Source organism: Paenibacillus sp. VTT E-133291, assembly GCF_002264395.1.
GTDB classification, from domain to species: Bacteria; Bacillota; Bacilli; order Paenibacillales; family Paenibacillaceae; genus Paenibacillus_AQ; species Paenibacillus_AQ nitricinens.
In genome coordinates this window covers 44,958-69,061 of sequence record NZ_NFVA01000028.1, presented here as the reverse complement: position 1 = coordinate 69,061, position 24,104 = coordinate 44,958, and the positions used below count along the sequence as shown (strand labels likewise).

Annotated in this window: 18 protein-coding genes; 7 read left to right on the top strand and 11 right to left on the bottom strand. The window is 41.8% G+C overall.

Translation table 11 applies throughout. From position 1 onward, the window contains the following. Window positions 1–238 precede the first annotated feature (238 nt). The 5 genes from CA598_RS13695 to CA598_RS13675 all read right to left on the bottom strand — a co-directional run bounded on the left by CA598_RS13695 (window position 239) and on the right by CA598_RS13675 (window position 5,462). Window positions 239–1,156 (bottom strand): DUF5692 family protein, encoded by a 918-nt coding sequence (locus CA598_RS13695; RefSeq protein ID WP_094876867.1) that lies wholly within the window; start codon window positions 1,154–1,156, stop codon window positions 239–241. A 439-nt stretch (window positions 1,157–1,595) separates the two neighbouring features. After that, a complete protein-coding gene (locus CA598_RS13690; protein ID WP_094871637.1) occupies window positions 1,596–2,858 on the bottom strand; it encodes an FAD-dependent oxidoreductase in 1,263 nt (420 codons plus the stop codon). A gap of 3 nt (window positions 2,859–2,861) precedes the next feature. Next, window positions 2,862–3,899, bottom strand: a complete 1,038-nt coding sequence (locus CA598_RS13685) for a helix-turn-helix domain-containing protein (protein ID WP_094876866.1) — start codon at window positions 3,897–3,899, stop codon at window positions 2,862–2,864. 124 nt (window positions 3,900–4,023) lie between these two features. Further along, complete coding sequence (locus CA598_RS13680; RefSeq protein ID WP_306440465.1) at window positions 4,024–4,791, bottom strand: metallophosphoesterase family protein; 768 nt, start codon at window positions 4,789–4,791, stop codon at window positions 4,024–4,026. A 149-nt stretch (window positions 4,792–4,940) separates the two neighbouring features. Then, window positions 4,941–5,462: a MarR family winged helix-turn-helix transcriptional regulator gene (locus tag CA598_RS13675; RefSeq protein WP_094871634.1), complete on the bottom strand. Its 522-nt coding sequence runs from the start codon at window positions 5,460–5,462 to the stop codon at window positions 4,941–4,943. Window positions 5,463–5,679: 217 nt separating this feature from the next. On the opposite strand from CA598_RS13675, the gene CA598_RS13670 reads away from it, so the two are divergent. Then, window positions 5,680–7,311, top strand: a complete 1,632-nt coding sequence (locus tag CA598_RS13670) for an MDR family MFS transporter (protein WP_094871632.1) — start codon at window positions 5,680–5,682, stop codon at window positions 7,309–7,311. Window positions 7,312–7,386: 75 nt separating this feature from the next. Here CA598_RS13670 and CA598_RS13665 read toward each other — a convergent pair whose 3' ends face one another. Then, window positions 7,387–7,854, bottom strand: a complete 468-nt coding sequence (locus tag CA598_RS13665; RefSeq protein WP_042186061.1) for a MarR family winged helix-turn-helix transcriptional regulator — start codon at window positions 7,852–7,854, stop codon at window positions 7,387–7,389. A 216-nt stretch (window positions 7,855–8,070) separates the two neighbouring features. Here CA598_RS13665 and CA598_RS13660 point away from each other — a divergent pair, with 216 nt between their 5' ends. Together CA598_RS13660 and CA598_RS13645 are read left to right on the top strand one after the other, a co-directional pair. Then, the gene (locus CA598_RS13660; protein ID WP_094876865.1) at window positions 8,071–9,567 is read left to right on the top strand and encodes an amidase; all 1,497 of its coding nucleotides are present in this window, start codon (window positions 8,071–8,073) and stop codon (window positions 9,565–9,567) included. Window positions 9,568–10,532: 965 nt separating this feature from the next. Beyond that, entirely contained in the window at window positions 10,533–10,805 is a 273-nt protein-coding gene (locus CA598_RS13645; RefSeq protein ID WP_094876863.1) for a hypothetical protein, read from the top strand. 37 nt (window positions 10,806–10,842) lie between these two features. Here the strand turns inward: CA598_RS13645 and CA598_RS13640 are convergent, their stop codons facing one another. Further along, window positions 10,843–11,442, bottom strand: coding sequence for a TetR/AcrR family transcriptional regulator (locus CA598_RS13640; RefSeq protein ID WP_094876862.1), 600 nt, complete (start codon window positions 11,440–11,442; stop codon window positions 10,843–10,845). Between the two features lie 138 nt (window positions 11,443–11,580). Here CA598_RS13640 and CA598_RS13635 point away from each other — a divergent pair, with 138 nt between their 5' ends. Beyond that, window positions 11,581–12,468, top strand: coding sequence for an ABC transporter ATP-binding protein (locus CA598_RS13635; RefSeq protein WP_094871622.1), 888 nt, complete (start codon window positions 11,581–11,583; stop codon window positions 12,466–12,468). After that, a complete protein-coding gene (locus CA598_RS13630; protein WP_094876861.1) occupies window positions 12,465–13,277 on the top strand; it encodes an ABC transporter permease subunit in 813 nt (270 codons plus the stop codon). The genes CA598_RS13635 and CA598_RS13630 overlap by 4 nt, the downstream gene beginning before the upstream one ends. A 96-nt stretch (window positions 13,278–13,373) precedes the next feature. Here CA598_RS13630 and CA598_RS13625 read toward each other — a convergent pair whose 3' ends face one another. The 4 genes from CA598_RS13625 to CA598_RS13610 form a co-directional block, all read right to left on the bottom strand. Next, complete coding sequence (locus tag CA598_RS13625) at window positions 13,374–14,336, bottom strand: glycoside hydrolase family 43 protein (protein WP_094876860.1); 963 nt, start codon at window positions 14,334–14,336, stop codon at window positions 13,374–13,376. A 105-nt stretch (window positions 14,337–14,441) separates the two neighbouring features. Beyond that, entirely contained in the window at window positions 14,442–15,353 is a 912-nt protein-coding gene (locus CA598_RS13620; RefSeq protein WP_094871617.1) for a carbohydrate ABC transporter permease, read from the bottom strand. A gap of 54 nt (window positions 15,354–15,407) precedes the next feature. Beyond that, window positions 15,408–16,286 (bottom strand): carbohydrate ABC transporter permease, encoded by an 879-nt coding sequence (locus CA598_RS13615; protein ID WP_094871615.1) that lies wholly within the window; start codon window positions 16,284–16,286, stop codon window positions 15,408–15,410. A 79-nt stretch (window positions 16,287–16,365) separates the two neighbouring features. Next, window positions 16,366–17,610 (bottom strand): extracellular solute-binding protein, encoded by a 1,245-nt coding sequence (locus CA598_RS13610; protein WP_094876859.1) that lies wholly within the window; start codon window positions 17,608–17,610, stop codon window positions 16,366–16,368. A 275-nt stretch (window positions 17,611–17,885) separates the two neighbouring features. Here CA598_RS13610 and CA598_RS13605 point away from each other — a divergent pair, with 275 nt between their 5' ends. Continuing rightward, a complete protein-coding gene (locus tag CA598_RS13605; protein ID WP_042186035.1) occupies window positions 17,886–18,791 on the top strand; it encodes an ArsR/SmtB family transcription factor in 906 nt (301 codons plus the stop codon). A gap of 460 nt (window positions 18,792–19,251) precedes the next feature. Next, window positions 19,252–24,000 carry a LamG-like jellyroll fold domain-containing protein gene (locus CA598_RS32935; protein ID WP_256990499.1) on the top strand — a complete coding sequence of 1,583 codons (4,749 nt, stop codon included), beginning with the start codon at window positions 19,252–19,254 and terminating at the stop codon, window positions 23,998–24,000. Window positions 24,001–24,104 lie beyond the last annotated feature (104 nt).

Here is a 24,104-nt window from a genome sequence, read left to right as displayed (position 1 = left end):
TCCGTAAGCTCGACTAAAACATACATTTCGAAGGATATAAGGTGCGCTCGGCCCGTTATACATCCCAAAGAGGCGTGTGCTTAATTAAAAACAGGGCTCCCCATCGCCACCAGTTGAATATAGGCCCATCCCATAAATTCGTTTCACATTTCTCCGAAATCTCGAAATTTTATAAATTCTATTCCATAAAAAAACCCGCGCTAGGCGCGGATTCTTAAAGAAGCTATTAATTCTTCTATTATTTCGCACTCTCCGCAATCGTCTTATAAGCCGCTAAATCTGTATACACTTCCACTTTAAGCGGATTGCGTTTATGTTTGATAATCTTATAGAAGTGATAGCCAAACACTGCAATATTAGCAGCTAAAGACAATGCACTCACAACCCAAAGCGCCGTTTCACTGTGAGAAGATTGTACCGAGAACTTTGAATCGCCAACAAACGCTGGGAATGACATCGTAAACATCATCCAAATCGCCAAGGTTTGTGCACGGTGCTGTAGCCATGCTCCTTTTTTGAAGAAGAATGCTGGAATGGTACAAGAGATCAGAAGTGCTGCACCTGCATAGAAAGAATGGTCAGAAACTGCGTTATATACATAGGCAAAGTTCCAAATGTCATAAGCAATGATCCAGAACCACAGCTGGTCCGGCCACAACATATCCTTACTCTTGTCTTTACTAATAACAATACCCATCCAACCAGAAATCGTAATAATGTTCAGAATACCTGCGATCCCGTTCATAATGTTCCAAGGACCACCTACCATCATTACGCCATCCACCATGCCTTGCAAGCTGTATACTTGGAAATCACGGATAACTGCTTCAAGAATGTTAACTGCAAGGATAATCGCCGGGAACATTAATATATATTTATTTTTGTCCCATCCTTTAACATAACGGATAGCCATAAACCCTATACATCCTGCCAAGGCAGAATATACTTTTACCCAGTGAAACCATGTTCCAGTACTGGAGCCTTCGCCTGCCGTATTTGGCCAGACCGCTATGGTAAGCACAATAGGGACAACGACAAACAAAATGATTGAGAACCACTTGCTTCTTCGAGCTATTTCGTTGAAAAACATTAATCCTGCAAGTACTACCAACCACATTAGAGCAGAGTACCAGGGAATCGATTCGAATAAAAACATAATGTATTCCTCCTAAAAGTTTTATGAGCATAAGCATCACTGATTGTCTTCGTGCAAAACTAGCTTCGTAAGCATTCGTGTTTTTTGTATGTAAGTGATGTCTTGAGACCAATATATCCCATCCTCCTTCGAACGATCAAACCGCTCAAAACGTTGATTTATCAAGGTTTTCATAGTCTCATTTCAAGTTGAGTTTACACATCAATAGGACTGGAATTCATCCAAGGTCCTACCCCAAGTAAGGGAATCTATTAGAAACTATGTCTACAGAACTATAGACTGTAAACCTAACTTGAACGTAAAATATCCCCCACAAAGTGGAGTTTTGCTTTAATGCTTACTCAGGTACTTTGTGAGAGGCTCAAAATATATACTTTCTGCAATAAAAAAGCCTTGCCGACAAATTTCTTTGTGGACAAGGCTTACTACTCACACATTTTCAAAAAAATCTGTCAACCAAATATTTCGAATATACGATACAGTTCTCCAGTGTAGGAAAATTCATAATTTCTCCAGCATAATAGATTTCATCTCTGCCCTGCATCTGATCAAGCCGTTCATAAAAGCCGTCACGGATCGCATTAGAATCTACATGGGGGAATTGCCTCCAGCGCTTCATCATATACAGACGGATGTTCTCGCCGCCCAGCTCGTGAAGTTTATTTTCTACCTTTTCCCGCATCTCCAGATCTGTCATTTCATCATTCTCCGCTACGTAAACCGTAACTAAATCCGTTGTGCCCATATCTGCCCACCTGTAATACCATGCCATCATATGTCCCTTGCGTTCAGGATTCATATTACAAGGGATATATCCAGAAAGCTCCGGTAACCCCTTTACTCTGTAGGCGTATACTCTAAACTGTTCATAGGTGATGCTCTCTAATAATGTTCTATCTTCAGAAGACAAGTGCACCATATCGCCTAGATGCTCTAAAGAAGCTGTATAAATAACCTTGTCAAAATAAAAGATATCCTGATTTGTTTCCACCCGAACTTGGCCGTTTGCCTCTTGCTCCATCTGTAGCACTTCACAAGTCAGACGCAGATCCTCTACTTGGTCAGCCATTCTTCTAATGAGTTCTGTGACTCCCTTAGGCCAGGTTATCATGTGAGTAATCTCAATAAAGGATAATAAATTATCATAAGTAAGAAATTTCAATACATAAGCGGCCGGCACATCCTGAATACTCCCAAAACCAAAAGTATTGAAGTAATGCATATACACCTGCCCAATAACAGAAAGATCATTCTCCGTACACCATTCTGAAAAAGGCTGGCATAAATCTGCTGGTAAGTGGAGAAAACCCGGTTCTAGCAGGGACTCATAACGCTTCAAAATATCAGGCAACCGTTTAAATTCTTGTGTAAACACCTGAATCTGATCCATGGGAATCTGTGAAGTCTTGCGCCCGTTTGTATCAAAAAATCCCCGTTCCAAAAGTGGCCCCTTATCCATAAGGTCGAACTCTCTCATAAGTTCTATCGTATGTTTATAAGTTGGCAAGCCGATTAGGGTTCCCATTTCATAGGTTTTCCCCTTGTATTCAATCGAATGACACTTGCCACCTACACGGTCTGACTTCTCAAGGAGAGTAATATGGGTATATCCTTTTTTCGCTAGCTGGTAGGCAGCTGTAACCCCAGAAATCCCTGCACCGATGATCCCTATTCTGTCTTCATACTTCACATTAGTCATCATCCGTTATCTCCTTGTAAATAACCATAATGGCAAGGTCTCACGCTGACCCGAATACTCAAGTGCGACATCTGATGGTATTTTCCCCCGATTAGGTCCGTCTGTGATTACCCTGCTAAAATTATAGATTCTCAAGTATTCGTGTAAGCGCTTTTCCAAAGTCTCAAAGGAACCTATCGAAACATCCAACCAAGCCTGCTGGTAAAATTCTTTCGACAACACCGCTACAAATTGCTGTAATGGCTGAAATACTTCGGTCTGATCTGCAGTTATGGCTACTTGATTTATGTTGTTCTTATGTAAAAAATCGCTGTATTTATGTTTGCCTCTATCCCAGTTTGTAGTAAACTCACGACTTTTGTTCGTAACCAAATTGTCGATTTGGAATTCTAATGTCTTCATTAATGGGATGACCTTCAGATGCATAAAATCGATAAAATGAATGGAAGACTTCCGATTATAAAGCTTAACTAAGCCTAATCTGGAATAGGCATCGTAGACCACGTATTGATACACCTTTCCTACCCTTGGAAACACTCCCATATAGCTAATGCTCTGTTGGCACATATACCCGGGATGAGCATTTTCCGGATTTTTCATCTTATAGTCCAGAGGTTTTGGTTTCTCTTTACATCCTCTGCTGTTAGCCGCTTGCGCGCCGTCCCTCTTCTTTGCTTTGATTTCTTTGGCGTAAGCCTCACGTTCTATTCTCTTACTAAGCCTATTTCGACGCAGCACATTATAAATACCTGACTCCCCTATGTTCACACCCTCATCCTGCAGTTCGTAAAAGATTCGCTTGGGTCCATCTTCAGGAAATTTGGCAACGTATTGTAAGATAAATCTTTCCGTTCGCTTATCCACTTTATTAGGCATTACCGGCCTTCGTTCCTTCTCTGCCAGTCCATCCATCCCCTGCTCTTGGTAAGCTTTACACCACTGATAATAGATCGTCCGGGATATACCAAACTCCTTACACGTTTCGCTCACATTGTTGCTGATAGTCCCTTGCATGAGGATATGATATTTGTTGTTTGCATTCATCTATTACACCCCCTATTCTCTTTATTTTATACATAGTCGGCGTTTAATACAGTGCTATTCTACAATTTCTTAAGTTCTTTTCATGACTTATATAAGAAGAAATCCATTAAAAAAGAGAGACCGCTCAAGGCTTCTCCCCATTTTGAACAAAATGTGTAATGTATTCCCCTCCAGAAATCTCCAAGCAGTTCAGACGTTGGCCATAGGCACATCCACCATCCACACCAATCTTATCGCCCAGCGGACTAAACCAGATGTCTTCCGAATCATGCAGTTCCGTCGTTGACGTATGTCCAAAAACTACCGTTTTGTTAGTGTTAACTACAGGTTTCGTATAAAATGGTTCTCTGATCCAAATAAAATCATACGGCTCCTGCTGCTTCCAATCCTCAAGTAATGGATTAATGCCTGCATGAACAAAGATATGCTCGTCTGTCTCATAATAGAGGGGTAATGAACTTAGAAAGTCCAAATGATGTTTGTATTTCTGTCTAATTTCTTCTTTCAGCAACATATAATCACGCCAGCCAAAATCTGCTTTAAAAAAGTCAGAATCCGCCTCACAATAGCTCATCAATGTATACAAACCGCCGTTGTTAAGCCAATGTGTATCCAGTTTATCATCCTCGCTGGTTAGCGCGTCATAGGCCATTTTATCATGATTACCTTTTAGAACTGTGACGCCCCATTCCCGCTTTAGGGCCATAACTTGATCCACAATTCCTTTACTATTGAGACCTCTGTCCACATAATCCCCCATCAGGATGAGCTTGTCCTCGGATGGCCGATAGTTTATTTTTTTTAATAATGCGTTGAATTCGGAATAGCTTCCGTGAATGTCGCTAATCGCTAATATTCTGATAGTAATTCCTCCTGGCTCTGGATGCTGCAAGCTAAAACGCCTTCGGCGTCCTTTAAAGGACAGTTAGCGTTTATGCGAGAATTATAAGGATAAAATATAACGTGAAACTTATACTTTCTTATAATTAAAAAAAGACGTTCCGGGCAAAGGCACCGAAATATCTTTTTTTGAAATGGTCGCTATACGGAATCCAAAACGAGTGGATCTTCATCGGATGGATTAAAAAACTGGCGGCTTCTGACTTCATGCACTGCTTCTTGAAAACGATCGCACAGAAAAATCAACTGGTCGATCTCTTTCTTACCCACCTTTTCCGTAACTTCACTTAAAATACCTGAAAAAGTAGCCATCTGGGAATCATAAATCTGCTCCCCTTCATTCGTCAGACCAATATATACAACCCGCCGATCGGTATCGGACGTTGTTCGCACCACATAACCCTTCTCCTCCAAACTGTTAACCATTTGTGTCGCAGTAGGTCTGCTAATTTGGAGCAAGTCGCTTAATCTAGAAATCATGACTCCCTGCTGCTCTTCGACTTCGTCTGAAAGCTTCTTTCGCTTCATTAAATTGTTTATGACATACATCATCATAAATTCTCTATACGAAATCGCTTCCTTCGAGGACGGACGAGAGGTCAAACGCTTAATATTTTCAAAGGCTATAATTAGCTTTTGCTCTTGACTATTTTGAGTATCCATAGGGCACCTCCAATTTAACTCAATCTAATTAGATTACTTACCTATTTCCAAAAAATCAAGTCCAATTCACATTCTGTTTCCATAAAAATTAAATAATTAAACAGTTGTGCTAAATGATGAATTTGTGTATTATACATAAATGATAGTTTGGCTACCTAATTAATAAGACATGAATTCCCAAACTACAATATATAGAAGTTAAAGGAGAGGAACAGCTCTGGAGCATCTTACGCAAAAGAAAAAAGTTACAATTATGATTGCTTTAATGGCGGCTATGTTTTTCGCAGCAATCAACCAGACCATTGTAGGTACTGCAATGCCCCGAATTATTGCGATGTTAGGAGGCATTGAACATTATACTTGGGTAATTACCATCTATATGCTCACCTCCACAATCGCTACCGTACTTGTCGGAAAACTATCTGATATTTACGGGAGAAAGCCATTCCTGCTAGCAGGGATCGTTATTTTTATTATAGGCGCTTTCCTGTCCGGATTGTCGACCAATATTTTTCAGATGATCACTTATCGCGGGATTCAAGGTCTTGGCGGCGGGATTCTAATGTCCGCTACCGTAACCGCTGTAGGTGATTTGTTCGCTCCAAGAGAGAGAGCCAAATGGACTGGAATTATGATGGCCATATTTGGATTCTCTAGTGTAATTGGTCCTACCCTTGGCGGCTTCATGGTGGATCACATGGCTTGGAAATGGATCTTCTGGATCTTCTTGCCTTTCGGTATCGTGGCTTTCTTTATGATTTGGAAAATGTTCCCTAAAACTACACGCTCCACTTCAGAATCCATTGACTACTTAGGCTCCATTTTCCTTTCCCTTACCATTGTTGCACTCTTGCTCGGATTTTCATGGGCGGGTACAAAATATGAATGGGGTTCCCCAGAGATACTCAGCTTATTCGGGGCATCTATTCTCGGAGTTATTATTTTAATTCTGATTGAACGAAAAGCTAAAAGTCCAGTATTGCCATTATCCTTATTTAAGAATTCCATCGTAACCATCTCCATGGTTGTCGGCTTCCTGATGAATGCCGGTATGATGGGCGCAATGATCTATCTGCCATTTTTTGTCCAAGGTGTAGAAGGCGTCTCCCCAACCAACTCGGGATTCATTAATATGCCGATGTCACTGGCAATGATTGTACTTAGTACGCTCGTGGGCAGATGGATCTCCAAATCAGGTAAATACAAGCGTTATGCCCTGATTGGTATGCCATTTATGGTTGCAGCCATGATCTTAATGGCCTTTATGAGCAATATTGCGATGGCCGTAGTCAGCATGATTGTCTTCGGTATTGGCTTAGGACTATCGATGCCTGTATTTACCTTAACCGTACAAAATGCCGTAGCGCCTTCCATGCTAGGGGTTGCTACTGCTACAAATACTTTGTTCCGTAATTTAGGCGGAACCATTGGTATTGCTATTATGGGTACCATCATGAATACTACATTAACGAATAAACTAGAAGCAGCGGTGTCCTCTGGCAAGGGTCCAGATTTAACCAAACTTGACCCTGAATCCGCTAAACAGCTTTCCGCATTTATGAATCCGCAAATGCTGCTGGATCAGCCTAAGCTGAAGGAACTGCACGCAACGCTGCCAGAGCAAATCCAACCGCTCTTCAATCAATTGATTGAGATGCTGCGAAATGCACTAAGCGATTCCCTGACGGTTGTATTCTTAAGCGGCACCGCACTGTTAGTCATTGCAGCATTGCTTGTCTTGTTCCTTAAAGAGATTCCGTTACGAAGTGGTGAGAAAAAAACAGAGGTCACTGCAGAGGGAAAAAGCGAAGGCAAAAACCTTGAAAAGTCAGTACCTGCTGCACACTAATCACAAATAAATATACATTAGAGATGTCCGTAAACAGCTTAGGCTGTGCGGCATCTCTTTTTTATGTGAAGGAGATTAGGATTCGGTTGGTTGATCGTTCAATTCTTCGAAATAATCGTAGACTTCGTTTAACAGCTCCATTAACGAATCTGTCTTTTCTCTACCCATATAATCAATCATGCCTTTAAAGGTATTTCGGGATTTCGTTACGGCCATTTCGGCCAAATGCTCTCCTTTTTCCGTAAGCGTGATTTCACTGATTCGGCGATCCTGGGCATCGGCAGAACGCACTACATATCCCTGTGCAATCAGACTATTGACCATCTGTGTAACCGTAGGAGAAGTGACTTTAAGAAACTTGCTGATATCTGAAACCGTCTGCCCCTTCTTCCCTTCCCGTTCCTTGCCGAGCTTTAAAGAAACCAACATCCGAACCTCACTTGGCTTCAATCCCCAGACTGTAGTTTTACGCCAATTCATCCTGGCAAATTGCTGGAAAGCTTCCATTAGTCCATCAACATTCTGATATTTATCTTCGTTCATCAGTACACCCCATAAGATCCATTTAACACTAAGTATAGCCTAATCGGACATAAAAAAGAATTGATAGATGTCAGGGATCCATTTTCAAATCATTACTAGCGCGATGTATAATAAGATCAGATGAAAGGGCTTGATCGTCCTTTACTGACGATAAATGATACATTGTTATATATAAAATACAGGCCATTCACGCCTATTCGAAAGAGGTTATCTATCATGTCCTTTTCTTATTCTACACATGACGCTCTAGGGCTTGCTGCGCTTGTCAAAGCACGTGAAGTCTCCCCTCGCGAGTTGGTCGAAGCCGCCTTCGCCCGGCTCGATGAAGTCAATCCAGTCCTTAATGCGGTCGTACGCACTCGTAGAGATGCTGCTCTTAAGGAAGCTGACGATATGCCTGTCCATGATAGTGCTCGCCCTTTTGCTGGCGTTCCTTTCCTGCTGAAGGATATCTCCCAAGCTATTGCTGGAGAACCTCTTACTTCGGGTGCCTTGCTCATGAAAGACAATATTGCTAGACGTGACTCGAACTACGTAGCACGAATCAGAAACGGCGGATTTATTCCGCTTGGACATACGAATACACCAGAATTCGGCCTCAAAAATATTACCGAGAACATCCTTCATGGCCCGGCACGTAATCCATGGAATCCCGAATATTCCCCCGGTGGTTCGAGTGGCGGCGCTGCTGCTACGGTAGCTTCTGGTATTGTTCCGGCAGCGGGAGCTAGTGATGGTGGTGGATCGATCCGTATCCCCGCCTCGTTCACCGGCTTGTTCGGGCTAAAGCCAACCCGTGGACGCACTCCAGTAGGACCAGGTGTAGGCCGTCAATGGCAAGGTGCTTCTATCGATTTTGCATTGACAAGGTCAGTTCGCGATACCGCTGCTATGCTGGATTTACTGCAGGTTGTGCAGCCAGAGGCTGCTTTTCAAACACCGTTATATCCTGGTGTCTATCTGGATGATCTATTCAAGCCAACACAGCGAAAACTACGCATAGCGTTCACAACCGCTTCCCCAGTAGGCACACCAGTAACGAATGAAGCCGTAATTGCTGTGCTCAAAACTGTAAAATGGCTCGAAGCTGAAGGGTATGAAGTGGAAGAAAAGCTGAGTCCAGTAAATGGTGTAAGGCTAATGGAGAATTACTATACGATGAATACCGGGGAAGTGGCAGCGATGTTCGTATCGCTGGAGAAGATGAAGGGACGTTCCATTACTGCCAGTGAAGTAGATATCGTCACTTGGGTCCTCGGAGAAGCTGGGAGAAAAGTCTCTGCAGCTGAATTTGTGCATAGTCTGGATGAATGGGATATTGCAGCCGCTCAAATGGCAGGTCTGCTTAATCGCTACGATCTGTATATCACACCAACAAATGCGGATTCAGCACCTAAGATTGGCGAGCTGACGCATAGCGCTGCTGAGATCGAAAAGCTGCTGCATGTACATGAATTGCCGAAAGAAGAGCAGCAGCGCATGATTTACGCGATGTTTGAACCAAGCTTAACTTATACACCGTTCACCCAACTCGCCAATTTGACGGGTCAACCGGCTATGAGTGTTCCTGTCCATATGTCGCGAGAGGGTCTGCCGTTGGGGGTACAGGTAATGGCTGCGAAAGGCCGGGAAGATATACTGCTTCAGCTTGCAGCCCAGCTTGAACAATCCGAACTGTGGATAGGGATGACAGGGAATCCGCTCTTTCCATGATGAAATTCATGAAATGGTGGCTAATTCAATTGAGGATCCTAGTATAGATGAATGCTTATATTATTATATGAATAGGGGTAAAATTGCTAGAAAGAAGCCCGTACTCTTTATTAGTGCGGGCTTCTTTCTGCTTCAAGATGCAAATACTATTTACTACCTTGTAGATGGGAAGTTTTATAATAACGGCATTATTTAATCAATTACTGGTGATATACAGATTGGAATCGGTGGTGCAACAACTCTTGGAATTTCTGCTACGGGTAATACTAATTTGTATATGATCGTTTTCCAGTCCGATCCTTTTACTTGGTACTAAATAAAAAAATCAAAACCATGAAGGATCAGACTTAAGCGATCCTTCATGGTTTTTTATTAGAGTGCATATATTAAAAAGAAAAGCTGAGTGCGATTTGTTATTATTCCCTTTTATAAAAAATGGTATTATCTTCATAAGAAATACCCATTAATTAGGTGGTGTAGAATTGGATGGATAAAAACAACAATAAATTGCTCTTATCAAGTATCGTCATCGGATTATTGATTATGTTCTCACCAATAATCCTTACAGGGTATACCTATTCGACTGACAGTATTTTGGGTCCCCTTTTATATTTTGAATTTACTATCAGATCATTAGCCTTAATTATTGGATTGCTTGTAATTTATGATGGAGTTAAGAATTTTCTCAAAAAATAATACAACGATTTTAATTCTTCTTTAAATGGTGAACCACGACATTTTTTTGACCCAAGGAGACCTCTTCGAATACAAGGGTCTCCTTTGTATTTGAGAAGACGACAAGATGCGATATACTATCCGAGGATGATTTCTGTAGAACATAACTCTCGCGATAAAAGTTTTTACCGGAATTATTTTCTGTTATTTTTAATTTCTACTATTAACAGGTTAGCAGTCTTCTAGTGATTATTTTATTCCTTAAATGAACAGACTCTATAAGCTAAGTAGTGCTGGCGCTATTTCTTCTAATTACACCGATAGCTAACGCACAAGATGACATCATCACTAAAGATGATTCAATTACTCAAAGAACTGTAATTGATTCCGAGCTAACTATTGAAAAAAGAAGTGATGGTCGTGTTGTACCTATCGTGAATGCAGATGATTTAGATGATAATCAGCTCAATAGTGTTCTAAGAGCAATGAATTATAGCAATAATTTGATAGAAAGAATGCCTGAGGAGCAAAAAAAGTTTTACGCATCTATTTTACGCATCTAATGGTGGAGTTAATATTCCAAATGTACCAAAGCTCCTGCTACTCCTGCTCCCGCCCGCAAATCCCATAAAAGAAGAGATGGATGGCTTCCTCCAGGAAGGCATCTATATCTTCTTGTTTGCTGGCTTCATCTAGCATTTCCCCCGAACTTCGCATGTACATTCCCATAAATGAAAGAATCCCTTTCGTCGACACTTTACTTGAGATTTCTCCTCGCGTTTTTCCATCCTCCACCATCTTGACCATCAATGGTAAAACATCATTCGTGTACCGTTCCTCAATATAATGAAACATTTCCTGGTCTTCAACCATAAGCTCCTTTACCGTCGCGGGAGGCAATGAACTGTAGGTTTCTCTTTCCATCCTCATAATATATTGAATAATCTCTTTCAGAGAATGCGCCCCATGAATGTAATCTTCAAAGTCACGAATGGCCTTCTCTATAAAATCCTTAAAGGACTCACTGAGCAGAGCTTCCTTACTGCCAAAATAATTATAAATCGTCACCTGTGAAACCCCTGCTTCTTTGGCAATGTCTGCGATTCGAAGTCGTTTGGGCTCCCAAAGCTTGAGCATATCCATTGTAGTTTTCATAATTTTGAGCTTTATCTGTGCCGCTCTTTTCTCAAATCCATTCATGCTATCCACCCTTATTTAATGAAATATTCATAATCAATTATTTCATAATTTCATTGACTTCGTTGTTCACTAGGAATAATATAACATATGAAATATCCAATTAATAATAGTTCATTATTTTGCAGTGGGGGTGGCGGCATGCTTGTAGTTGAAGGCTTAACCAAAAGATTTTCGAATGGCAAGGGCATCGAAGATGTTACGTTTACCGTAAATAAAGGCGAGGTGTTTGGATTTCTGGGGCCTAACGGCGCAGGTAAATCAACGACTATAAGACATATCATGGGATTTATGGTGCCGGATCGAGGTTACGCGAGCATCCATGGACTTGATGTATGGAAAGCACAGGGTACGGTCCAGAAGCATATCGGTTATCTCCCTGGTGAGATCAATTTTTTTGACGGGATGACGGGCATTTCCTTTCTTAAATTCATGTCTGGCATGCAAGGGATGAAGAATACCACTAAACGTGACCACCTGATTGAACGACTGCAATTTGATGCCGCAACTCCGATCCGCAAAATGTCAAAGGGAATGAAGCAAAAAGTCGGTATTGTCGCAGCTTTCATGCACAATCCTGAAGTTATCATTCTGGATGAACCTACCTCGGGTCTCGACCCGCTTATGCAAAAGGTATTTATAGATCTCGTATTGGAGGAAAAAGCAGCCGGAACCACTTTTCTAATGTCCTCTCACAGCTTTCAAGAAATTGAGCGAACCTGTGACCGCGCTGCAATCATTAAAGACGGACGTATCATCACTGTAAAAGATATTCACGAATTACAATCGATGCAGCGGAAGCTGTTTGAGGTTGTTTTCACAAATCGTGAAGATGCAGAGCAATTTGCCGCCTCTGGTCTTCAAGTGGAGGCTCGCGAAGGGAATATGGTCCGCATTGCTGTACAAGGCAATTACGATCGATTCATTCAGGAGACTGGTAAATACAATATCCGCAGTATGGATGTGTTCACGCAGAATTTAGAGGATATCTTCATGGACTATTATGACCGTGAGGGGGCCGTGCAATGAATCTTCCACTCTATAAAGAAATGATGAGAGTGAACCTGAAAGGAATTATGAATTACGCCTTCGGTTCTGCCTTCTATATTCTGTTTATGATCTGGCTCTATCCAGGGATCGCTGGAAGCACACAAGCTATCGATGATCTCATTAAAGCTATGCCAGAAGGTGTGGGAAAAGCTTTTGGATTAAATAGCGGATTCACCAGTGCTGAGGCGTTTATCTCAGGAGAATATTACGGACTTATTCTGGTGCTGATTCTATCCATTGTCTGTGTACAAATGTCAACACAGCTCATGGCTCGGCTCGTGGATCGCGGCTCTATGGCTTATCTGCTTATAACACCAACTACGCGGAGAAAAGTAGCTACCACGCAGGCGCTTGTGCTCACGACAGCGTTGCTCCTGATTATGGGTGTGACTACACTCGCCGGACTATTAGGTAAAGCATGGTTCCTCGGCAGTGAATATGAATTTAACAGCGGACGTTTTGTACAGTTGAATACCGTTGCCTTTTTATTGTTTTTTGCCGTTGCGGGACTGACTTTTCTGATTTCCTCGATATGTAATGATGAGAAAAAAGCGCTTGGGATTTCCGGTGCTATCACCTTCGGATTCTTCACTTTGGACTTACTTGCTAAAATAAGTGATAAAATGGAGGGGTTACGTTACCTGACCCTATTCTCCTTCTATCAGCCGGGTAAAATCGTTCAAGGTAACGTGGAGATTATTCAGATTTCTAGTTGGTTACTGTTGATCGGTGTTCTCGCTTTCGCCTTAGGGATCGAGCTGTTTAAACGACGGGATCTTTCATTATAAGAAAAGGGGGACACTCCGATAGCATATTGCTAACGAAGCGTCCCCCTTTATTAATAGAAGAATATAAAAGCTTCTTCACACTAGAGAAGCATTATTTTAAGATTTCGTATCCGGTCTAGGGGCACCAAAGTTTGGCGTTCCATCTTCATTCCACTCGATCACTTGCACACGCGCATGCCGATTAGGATCATATAACGGGTCTCCTACAATCTCCTTATAGCTTCTAGCATGGAACACCAGGATATCCTGTGTGCCATCTTCAGAAACTGTAAAGCTATTATGCCCCGGACCATACTGACCGTTTTCTTCAGAAGTCGTAAACACAGGTTCTGGTGTTTTGACCCATGATTTCGGATCCATTAAATCACTATTCTCATCAGCGGTTAACAACCCCATACAGTAGTTATGATCTGTCGCACTTGCCGAGAAAGTCATGAAAATACGTCCATTACGTTTAAGAACTGCCGCACCCTCATTCACCAGGAAGCCGATTTTTTCCCATTCATATTCAGGCGTGGTGATGCACACCTGCTCTCCTTTTAATGTCCAAGGATTCTCCATTTCGGAGATATACATATTAGAATTACCAGGAACATCAGGATCCTTTTGTGCCCAAACGTAGTATCTAACCCCTCTGTGTTCAAAAGTGGTTGCATCCAGGGCAAAGGATTCCCATTTCGTTTTGATTTGACCCTTCTCCACCCATTCCCCTTCCAAAGGATTTGCGGATGAATTTTCTATGGCAAACATGCGATGATCAAATAAGCCATCTTTCGTATCGGAAGTATGTGCTGCTGCAAAATACACATACCATTTTTCATCAATATAGTGAATCTCAGGCGCCCAAATGTTGGCACTCATTAAGCCAGTTTCATGCTTCACCCAAATGGTCTTACCCTCAGCCTCAGCTAATCCCTGAATGGATTTAGAACGACGAAGCTCGATTCTATCAAACTCCGGAACCGAAGCTATGAAATAATAATAACCATCAGTATGTTTATAGATCCATGGATCTGCCCTTTGCTCAATAAGCGGATTTTTCGCATTGAATTCTCTCATGATGACAACTCCTATATCTCTCTTTATTTTTAATTTTATGGGTCACCAAAACACACCCTTCCTTATAAAGAAGGTAAGGTGTATTTAAGTTTATGTTCATTGGATCTACCCTTTAATACCTGAATTCAAGTTAATAGATTGAACGAAGTATTTTTGAGCAAATATAAATAGCAGCAAGGTTGGAATGATCGCCAAAATCGCCGACCCCATTAATTGCCCGATCATACGATAGTTTCCATAGATATCTTGAAGCAAGAGCAAACCCGCTGTAACCGGCATTTTGTCTACATCTGTGTACACGATAACCGGCCAGAGGAAGTCATTCCAAGATCCCGTAAAGGAGAACAATCCGCAAACAATCAAAATTGGCTTAACTAGCGGCAATATAATTTGTGCGAAAATTCTAAAATCACTAGCACCGTCAACTTTTGCAGACTCATCTAATTCTTTGGGGATACCGTTCATAAACTGTCTGACCAAGAAGATGTTCCCCATACCCGCAAGACCCGGAATAATCATTGCCCAGGAAGTATTCACCCAACCCAAGGAATCGATAATTTTGTAAGAAGGAATCAAGTTAACCACACCGGGGAAGAAGGAGATGCCTAGCAAAGTGAAGAACAACGTGTCTCTTCCTTTAAAGTTAATCCGGGTATAACCAAAGCCAGTAATCGAAATCACAATAACCACCAGGATGGTGTGGGATGTCGCGATAAATAATGAATTGCCTAACCAACGTAGAATCGGGGCTGTTGAAGTATTGTTCAGAATCGTTACATAGTTCTCAAAAACCCATGTTTCAGGAAATAGTCTAAAGCCGGTGGAAACCACTTCCGTTTGTGATCTAAAAGATGTGGAAATCCCGAATATAACCGGAATAATCCAAATCACACAAAGGATAAGCAAAAAAGCATATGATACATATTTTGAAATGCTAATATTGGATGAGCCTTTTACTTTGCCTGTTCTATTTACAACTGGACGATTATCTAGGCCATTTAACGCCTGATTTGACATTTTAGTACACCTACCTTTTCCATTTCCTTGTTAATCCATTAGTTCCCGAGAACCTTATGTAGCATTTCGGTTCATTACATAATATTGCAGTGCGGAGATCACCAAGATTACTAATCCCAATAACACTGCCATCGCCGATGCCATCCCTGCAATGGATTCACCATTACCGAAAGCTAATTGACGAATATACATCATGAGTACATGTGTACTTTGTCGAGGCCCGCCATCGGTCATCATTAACGGTTGGCCGAATACATTGAAGGCTCCAGCAGTTGTCATAACAAAGGTATAGATTAATGGAAAACGAATAGACGGCAAGGTGATACTTGTGAATCTTTTAATTGAACCCGCACCATCGAGCTCTGCCGATTCATATAATTCCTGCGCAACACCACTTAAGGAAGCACGATAAATAATCATGTTGCCCCCAATACCACCCCATAGTGTAATTACAATGATGATAATCCACGCATACGGCTGATTTGCTGGCCAAGCAATTTGTGATCCGAATAGATTACCAGTAATCCCTAATTGCTTATTAAAGATCAAAAGCCAGATTAGTGCTGCCGCAGAAATTGAAATTAAGCCTGGAATATAGAGAATAGATTGAATTAAGCTCTTCATTTTAACTTTTTTATGTTCAAGTGCAACAGCAACCATTAATGGGATAACTATTAATAATGGAACAGAGAGAACCACAAAGACCAGCGTATTTTTCAGACCTCTGAAAAATTGAGTATGAAACGTTGATTTGCCATCAAAAAGAATGGCCTTATAGTTATCAAAGCCTACCCATACCGGGTCACTCATTAAATTCCACTTTGTAAATGAAGCATAAATCCCATAAATCGTTGGCAATAAAATGAAGATAGCAAACAAAATGACGTGCGGACCTACAAAGAAGGCAGGTGCCCAGTTTATTTTCTTTTTCATAGGATTTCATTTCTCCTTTTGCACAAAGTAATGCACCACAGTACGGCACATTACTTCGTACAATCTATTCTATTTCGCTTTATTTCGCTGCACTGCTGCTTTCTGCGATCTTATCTTCTACAAACTTCTGCATGGTTGCCAAGGTCTCATCTAGATCAACGTTACCGCGAACGATATCTGCGCAATAAGTATCTACTGCTTCTGCAATGTATGGGTAGTACTCATATGTGTAAATGTAAAGGGATTCAATTTCTTTTTCATTAGAAGTAAAGAAGGATTGCATGTAGTTTTGGTATTCTGGACTTTGGTTAACTACGTTACTGGCTACGTTTTGACCAGCTTTTGCCCATTCCATTGAGTTTGTACGCACATATTCTAAGAAGTTAGCAATCCCTACTTCTTTTTCATCTGTTCTCTTGTCGTTCTTAAGCATAGCGAACAAGTGAGAAGAAGATCTGTTCGTGAATTTATCAGCGGTTGGAGAATAAATGTTAGTCACACCAAAGTTCAAGCCTTCAACTCCGGCATGTGCGGTAGAACTCCAAGTTCCATCTGTGGAGAAGAGTACATTTTGGGATTGGAACATCAAGTAACCGTCTTCACCAAATGGAGTCATCAAACCCGCATCGGCAATTTTCTTAACATCTTCAAAAGCTTGTTTAAATACTGGGGAGTTAACAGCCGGTTTGCCATCCACCTGAATATCTCCGCCCAAGTTTTGAATTTGAGCCAGGATAACCCATCCGAGCAAGGCATCATTCACTACATAGTCGCCTTCATCCAATTTACCTTGCAAGGAAAGCATTTCATCAATCGTAACAACGTTATCATCCAAGAAAGATTCAGCATTATATTTCTTGAGCAAATCTTTATTGTAATACATTACGTTACTGTGGATATCAAGAGGTACTGTGTATTGCGTTCCGTCGATGTTACCAGTGTTCCAAGCTTGTGGTAAGTAATTTTCAGCTTTTAGTTCAGGTTGTGCCGGCAATACAGTATCCTGCATGGGTTCTAAGACACCTTGCTTAACAAACCCGGGAACACGGTCAGCGTGGATAATGGCTAAATCAGGAACACCTTTGCTGGAAGCCAAAACGGTAGAAATTTTCGTGTACATATCAGCTGTAATAACGTGCTTCACTTTAATCTCTGGATTCGTTTCATTGTATTCTTTAACGATTTGATCCATATAAGCACCATCATCACCGGTCAGCGGTGTCCAGAACGTAATCGTCTTACTATCATCTTTACCACCACATCCTGCTAACACTGTCGTTAACATTAGAACCGTTGCTAATACTACTCCAAATTTCTTTTTCATTACTCTCTCCCCCTGCAGCTGTAATGTTAAGATAATCATTCACATTAACTTTGTTGGAAACGATTAACTTAAACTTAGTATACAGTCGATTTGAAAGCGTAGTCAATAACTTTTAAATAAACTTAATTGATTTTTTTAAATCTTAGTTAACCTTTTAGTTCATTAAGACGAGATGAAAGCGATATATTATTTACTTCAGTTACCTTTCGTGTTACTTTATATAGAGATTAATAAACTTTACAGTATATGAAATTACTTTGAAAGAAGTGGATAAAATGCAATTGGAAATAGACAAGTCCTCTCTCGTTGTTTATGAAGCCTTGGCAAGTGAAGTACGAATAAAAATCATTCAGTTACTCTCCAAAAATAAGATGAACATCAAAGATTTGGCAGAAGAACTTAAAATAAGCAGTCCCATCGTAACAAAACATATTAAAAAGTTAGAAGATGCAGGCATCATAAAAACAGAAAAGGTTCCTGGTAAATCCGGAATGCAAAAAATTTCAATTCTTAGAGTCGATCATATTGAGATTAACTTCCCTAAGAAAATCTTTCATTCCTTTGCCTCCTATGAGACATCCGTGCCGATTGGTCATTATACGGACTATGATCTGAAGCCTACATGCGGACTTGCCACAGAGAAAGAGTTTATCGGCAGAGTAGACGAACCCAAGTATTTCATGGACTCTAAAAGAGTCGATGCAGAGATTCTATGGTTTACCCAAGGTTATGTTCAATACAACATTGCCAATTTCCTAAAAAAAGATGAAACCTTACAGCAATTTGAGATTAGCTTAGAGCTTTCTTCTGAATTCCCATTTGCCAATGACGTATGGCCTTCAGACATTACCTTTTCATTGAACGGCTTGGAACTAGGTACTTGGACAAGCCCTGGCGATTTTGCTGATGCAAGAGGTAAATTCACACCTGAGTGGTGGCCGCACAATATTAACCAGTATGGATTACTAAAAACGATTAGAATCACTAATCACAATGGAACTTACATTGACGGTGACCCCATGTCTTCCGTTTCGATAGAAGATTTAGATACGACCTGTGACCGATGGACTTTCCGGATCGAAGTGAAGGAAGATGCAAAACACGTCGGAGGCGCGACAATTTTCGGAAAAAAATTCGGAAATCATGATCAAGATATTATGTTCAAAATGTATTACCTTTAAAATCTTCTAGTACACTTAAGAATCAAGGCTGGTTCTTTCATGGGGGCGAACAACTAATTAGTATTTATTCTTCCTTAGCCCCCCTATCTGTACTGTGATATGAACCAGTTATCACTTTCCACTATCCAGCTCTTTATCGCCCACATCTCCCACCTTCTTTTACTTTCCACAACTTCAGTAGTAATCTACAGTACTTTTCATACGCTATCCAAACCCAACTCCCTTTTATTAATAAAAATATAAATAGATTCATCCTTTCATAAATTTCTATTTGACTATATGCTAATATCATGCTTAAAATGAGATCAATATACAACGTTTTCCACGATATGGTTTGTATGAACATAAAACAAATCCATTTTTATTTGTGAAAAACGTTTTTTTAGTAGTTTTATTGTAAGCGTTTTACATTTTTCGTACCGCCGCAATCTCTAATCAATAGAATCGGAGGATCATGAATTTGAGGAAAACAACTCGTAAGCTAACCGCTTCACTTCTTGCACTCACGCTGCTAGTACCTGCACCATTCATTTCAGCAGCTTCTGCAAGCGATTCCAAAACAATCGCACTATCCACGCATCAACAGGCTGTCGATTATTCAGGCCACTGGGCAGAGAAAGATTTTCAATCCTGGGTGGATAAGGGCTTGATTTCAGGCTATGGAAATGGAATTTACAAACCGGATCAAGAGATCACCCGCGCGGAATGGGTTACATTGATCAATCGGACCTTTAATTTGCAGGAAAAATCAGAAATTGCCTTCACGGATGTACTGGAGTCAGGCGCTTATTACAGCGATATCCAGAAAGCTTCGGCTGCAGGATATGTATCAGGATATAGCGATGGCACCTTCCGTCCAACACAGGTAGTAAGCCGTCAAGAAGCCGCGGTTATGCTGCACAGACTATTCCAGCTCAATTCTTCTGCAAATACCGCTGCACCAAAAGATGTTGAAGATTTACCCTCATGGAGCCAAGAAGCTGTAATATCTTTATTTGGTGAAGGTTATTTGAATGGTTATAGTGACGGCAGCTTTAAAGGCGCAAAAGCCGTAACAAGAGCGGAAGCACTGCGCATGATTGAGAAGTTGGCCGGGCAAATCACTTCTAAGAGCGGGAGTTATACGGGGATTACCACTCAGAATATGGTAATTAGTAGCCCGGGTGTTGAGTTGAACAACTCCACCATCTCCGGAAACCTGTACCTTACCGAAGGGATTGCAGAAGGCGATATCACGCTGAATAACGTCACTGTTAAAGGAACAATATTCGTATCCGGCGGCGGCGAAAATAGTATCGTGCTTAGTAACTCTAATGCAGGTGACATGGTTGTAGATAAGCGTAATGGGAGACTTCGCGTCGTTACTAAAGGAACGAGTGCCGTACCAAGCGTACGTGTACATTCCGGTGTAGCGCTTGAGGAAGATACTACTTTGACGGGAGCAGGCTTCGGTCGGGTCGTTATAGAGAATACGCTCCCGAACGATTCAATCATCAGGCTGAGAGGAAACTTTGATTCTGCTGAGGTACGGGCGTTAGGAGTGCCTACACTACATCTAGCTGCAGGCAATATTACTGAAGTTACATTGAACCAATTAGCCAAGCTGCGTGTAGATGCTGGTGCAGCAATCAAGAATCTTATCCTTGGCATAAACGAGATGATTACTATCCAAGGCACCGGTAAGATTAGCTTTGACAGTAAATACAGTAATCTAATCAAATTTGAAACACCTACTCCAACAGCTACGGCAACGTCTGGTTCTGGTGGTTCAGGTTCTGGTGGATCGGACGGCGGCGCTGTTGCTACAGCTACTACTACTCCGATTCCTACAGCTACAGTGACTCCTACTGCTACGCCGGGTCCGTCAGCAACGGCACCAGCACTCACCAATGTTTCTGTACATGATCCTTCGGTGGCTGTAGACAAAGGAACGTATTATGTGTTCGGGTCTCATATCGATGCGGCCAAAAGCGATGATCTGCTGAATTGGACTCGTTTCACAAATGGTTATACAACACCGGGCAACGTACTCTTTGGTGATCTTTCCGCGAATCTGGCAGAATCCTTTAAATGGGCTGGAGAGAACGATTCTGACAGTAAAGGCGGATTTTCCATATGGGCTCCAGACGTTTTCTGGAATGAGGATTATAAGAATGCGGACGGGACCACTGGTGCTTATATGATGTATTATAGCGCTTCTTCCACTTACATCCGCTCAGCGATCGGCTTTGCCACTTCGCAAAATATTGAAGGTCCTTATACCTATGGAAATACCGTAATTTATTCCGGCTTCACCAAGGAAGAAGATTACGATACTAACAGCAAAATTAATAAAAAATGGACAAACACAAATATTCAAAAGCTTATTAATAACGGAACATTAGAAGATGCCAACCCAGATTGGTTTGACGCAGGCGGTTCTTATAAGAACAAAACGTATACAAACGCAATTGACCCGACGTTATTCTACGATAAAGACGGCAAGCTGTGGATGACTTATGGATCATGGTCAGGCGGCATATTTATTCTAGAAATCGATCCAGCTTCCGGCGAGCCTAAATATCCGGGTAAAGATGGAACGACCGCTGATGGACGTCTAATCGACCGGTATTTCGGTACCCATATTTCTGGCGGTATGACCAAATCGGGCGAAGGTCCGTATATCGTTTACGACAAGAATACTGGTTACTACTTCTTATATGTAACTTATGGAGGACTTGCGTCCGACGGTGGTTACAATATGCGTCAGTTCCGTTCAACGAATCCGGATGGTCCTTATGTGGATGCTGCCGGACAAAGTGCAGTGCTGGCAACGAGCAATGACCATTCGGCCATTGGCAACAAAGTTCTTGGTAACTTCATGTTCACGAACGTGAATAGTGACCCAGACTTTCAAACCTACGGCTATGTTGCATCAGGCCATAATTCAGTGAATTATGATGAAGAGACAGGTAAAATATTCAACTTCTTCCACACTCGTTTCCCGCAGCGTGGTGAAACACATGAGCTTCGTGTGCATCAAATGTTCACCAACGAGGATGGATGGCCGCTCACTTCTCCTCATCGTTACACTGGTGAAACTATCGCTGCTGTTATGCAGGATGATGTTATTGGAGCTTATCAGTTCGTGAATCACGGGAAAGATACTTCTGCTAAAATTAAATCCACAACAGCTATCGAACTGCGAGGTGATGGAACTATTACAGGGTCCGTAACCGGTTCTTGGGCGCTAAAAGGAGAGTATTACGCCGACCTGCTCATCAATGAAACAGAAAACGGAGCTACTGTACAAAATCTCTACAAAGGTGTATTCGTAAAACAATGGGATTCCACTCGTCAGAGCAATGTTATGACTTTCACAGCCATGTCCAATAAGGGTGTTACCGTCTGGGGCAGCCAAATTGAACTGCTGAGCACAGATCAAATTGTATCCAATGTTAAAGATAGTTTAAGCCTAGGCAACACAAGTAAAGTGTACAAAGATCTTACGCTCCCAACTGAGGCCGTAAGTGGAACAGTCATTACGTGGTCATCTTCCAATGAAGCCGTAGTAGGAAACGATGGTTCAGTTGTTCGTCCTGAAAAAGGACTCGGCAACGCAACGATTGAACTTACTGCTACGATTGTGCTGGGTGAGTCTACTGCAACTAAGACCTTTACTATCGTTGTAATGGAACTGACTGGAAATATACTGGAAGACGGTTTGGTGGCAGCGTATGATTTTGAAGGAGATCTTTCAGAGAACGGAGATCGTACTGATAAGGGTACAATTACCGGCAATCGGATTAACAATACTGGTGGGAACATCACCTATGAGACTGGTGAAGTTGGTCTTGCAGCTAAATTCGACGGTAGCTCCGGTATTCGCCTACCAAATGGTTTGATTAAAGGCAACACCTACACAGTAGGCATGTGGCTTAACCCACAAGAATTGACTCCATTCACTACAGCCTTCTTTGGTGCTACAACAGATACGAATTGGATTAGTCTCTTGCCTTATGGAAACGGCGGAGCTACAACCCGGATGTGGTTTGGCAGTCAAACCTTCCATGATGCAGAAGCAGGCATCCAGATTCCAGTTAACCAATGGTCGCATATAGCTTTCACTTACGATGCTGGGACTGCGAAGCTCTATGTAAACGGAGTATTGAAGTACACTGGAAAAGGATTTACGGATGTATTTGACAGCGCAGATGCAGTATTCTCCTTGGGCGTAAACTATTGGGATATCCCCTACAAAGGATTGATAGATGACCTGCGAATCTATGAAAGTGCACTCTCCGCAGAAGCGGTTGACTTGCTGGTAAACGGTCAGCCTGACAGCAATGTTAAAGTAAGTACGATAACCATCAGTGCTGCTGAAATGGATGTGGCTGTGGGGAATACCTTTACTCCTCAAGTAAATGTACTGCCTACCAATGCAGGAAATAAGAAACTCACTTGGAGTTCTAGTGATCCTAGCGCCGTTTCAATAGATGGTACAACCGGAACCATAACAGCACTAACGGTCGGTGGTGAAGCAGTAATTACTGCTACTGCGGCTGATGATAGTGGTGTCTCAGCAGACTATAAGGTAAACGTTACGGATGGAAAAGTAGCCTATTATGCTTTTGACGGAAACCTTGATGACTCCCTCCAATGGGTCGGTACTGGCCAGGTTACGGGAATAAAAATCGAAGCTCCAACTGTAGGTAACATTACTTACGGTAGCGGTATCATTAATCAAGCAGCAGTATTTGACGGTGTTTCCGGAATCCGGTTACCTGATGGATTAATTGACAGCAATACCTATACCGTATCTATGTGGTTAAACCCTGAGCAGCTTACTGATGCAACAACAACCTTCTTCGGTACTGCTTCGATAAGCAGCTGGATTAGCTTCGTTCCTCAGAACGGCGGAGGTAAAACACTCCTATGGTCTGGCGAGGCCTGGTATGATGCTGTTTCCGCTATGAAGATTCCAGAGAATAAATGGACGCATGTAGCATTTACGGTCAACAACGGTACCGTGAAGGTATACCTCGACGGAGTTGAGCAATTCTCCGGTGAGGGCTTCCCGAATGTGTTTAAGAACAAGAATGGTGTATTCGCACTTGGCGTAAATTATTGGGACGTCCCTTACAAGGGAATGATTGATGAACTGAAGATTTACAGCAGAGCGCTTAAAGCAGACGAAGTACTGACAGAGTATCACTCGAATGTAAATTAAGAAATCATCAGCGGAAATGGAAAGAGAGCGGAGCCTCAGGCTCCGTTCTTTTTATCTTAAATCACGCGATTAAAGTGAATGAGCATCCAGAAAGTTTCTCACCT

What these genes read in the sequence shown, in the direction of transcription:
- CA598_RS13675 (WP_094871634.1), bottom strand. Translation starts at nt 5,462, where the DNA reads ATGGATACTCAAAATAGTCAAGAGCAAAAGCTAATTATAGCCTTTGAA.
- CA598_RS13620 (WP_094871617.1), bottom strand. Translation starts at nt 15,353, where the DNA reads ATGTCAAATCAGGCGTTAAATGGCCTAGATAATCGTCCAGTTGTAAAT.
- CA598_RS13605 (WP_042186035.1), top strand. Translation starts at nt 17,886, where the DNA reads ATGCAATTGGAAATAGACAAGTCCTCTCTCGTTGTTTATGAAGCCTTG.
- CA598_RS13685 (WP_094876866.1), bottom strand. Translation starts at nt 3,899, where the DNA reads ATGAATGCAAACAACAAATATCATATCCTCATGCAAGGGACTATCAGC.
- CA598_RS13635 (WP_094871622.1), top strand. Translation starts at nt 11,581, where the DNA reads ATGCTTGTAGTTGAAGGCTTAACCAAAAGATTTTCGAATGGCAAGGGC.
- CA598_RS13630 (WP_094876861.1), top strand. Translation starts at nt 12,465, where the DNA reads ATGAATCTTCCACTCTATAAAGAAATGATGAGAGTGAACCTGAAAGGA.
- CA598_RS13695 (WP_094876867.1), bottom strand. Translation starts at nt 1,156, where the DNA reads ATGTTTTTATTCGAATCGATTCCCTGGTACTCTGCTCTAATGTGGTTG.
- CA598_RS13665 (WP_042186061.1), bottom strand. Translation starts at nt 7,854, where the DNA reads ATGAACGAAGATAAATATCAGAATGTTGATGGACTAATGGAAGCTTTC.
- CA598_RS13610 (WP_094876859.1), bottom strand. Translation starts at nt 17,610, where the DNA reads ATGAAAAAGAAATTTGGAGTAGTATTAGCAACGGTTCTAATGTTAACG.
- CA598_RS13615 (WP_094871615.1), bottom strand. Translation starts at nt 16,286, where the DNA reads ATGAAAAAGAAAATAAACTGGGCACCTGCCTTCTTTGTAGGTCCGCAC.
- CA598_RS13660 (WP_094876865.1), top strand. Translation starts at nt 8,071, where the DNA reads ATGTCCTTTTCTTATTCTACACATGACGCTCTAGGGCTTGCTGCGCTT.
- CA598_RS13640 (WP_094876862.1), bottom strand. Translation starts at nt 11,442, where the DNA reads ATGAATGGATTTGAGAAAAGAGCGGCACAGATAAAGCTCAAAATTATG.
- CA598_RS13625 (WP_094876860.1), bottom strand. Translation starts at nt 14,336, where the DNA reads ATGAGAGAATTCAATGCGAAAAATCCGCTTATTGAGCAAAGGGCAGAT.
- CA598_RS13690 (WP_094871637.1), bottom strand. Translation starts at nt 2,858, where the DNA reads ATGATGACTAATGTGAAGTATGAAGACAGAATAGGGATCATCGGTGCA.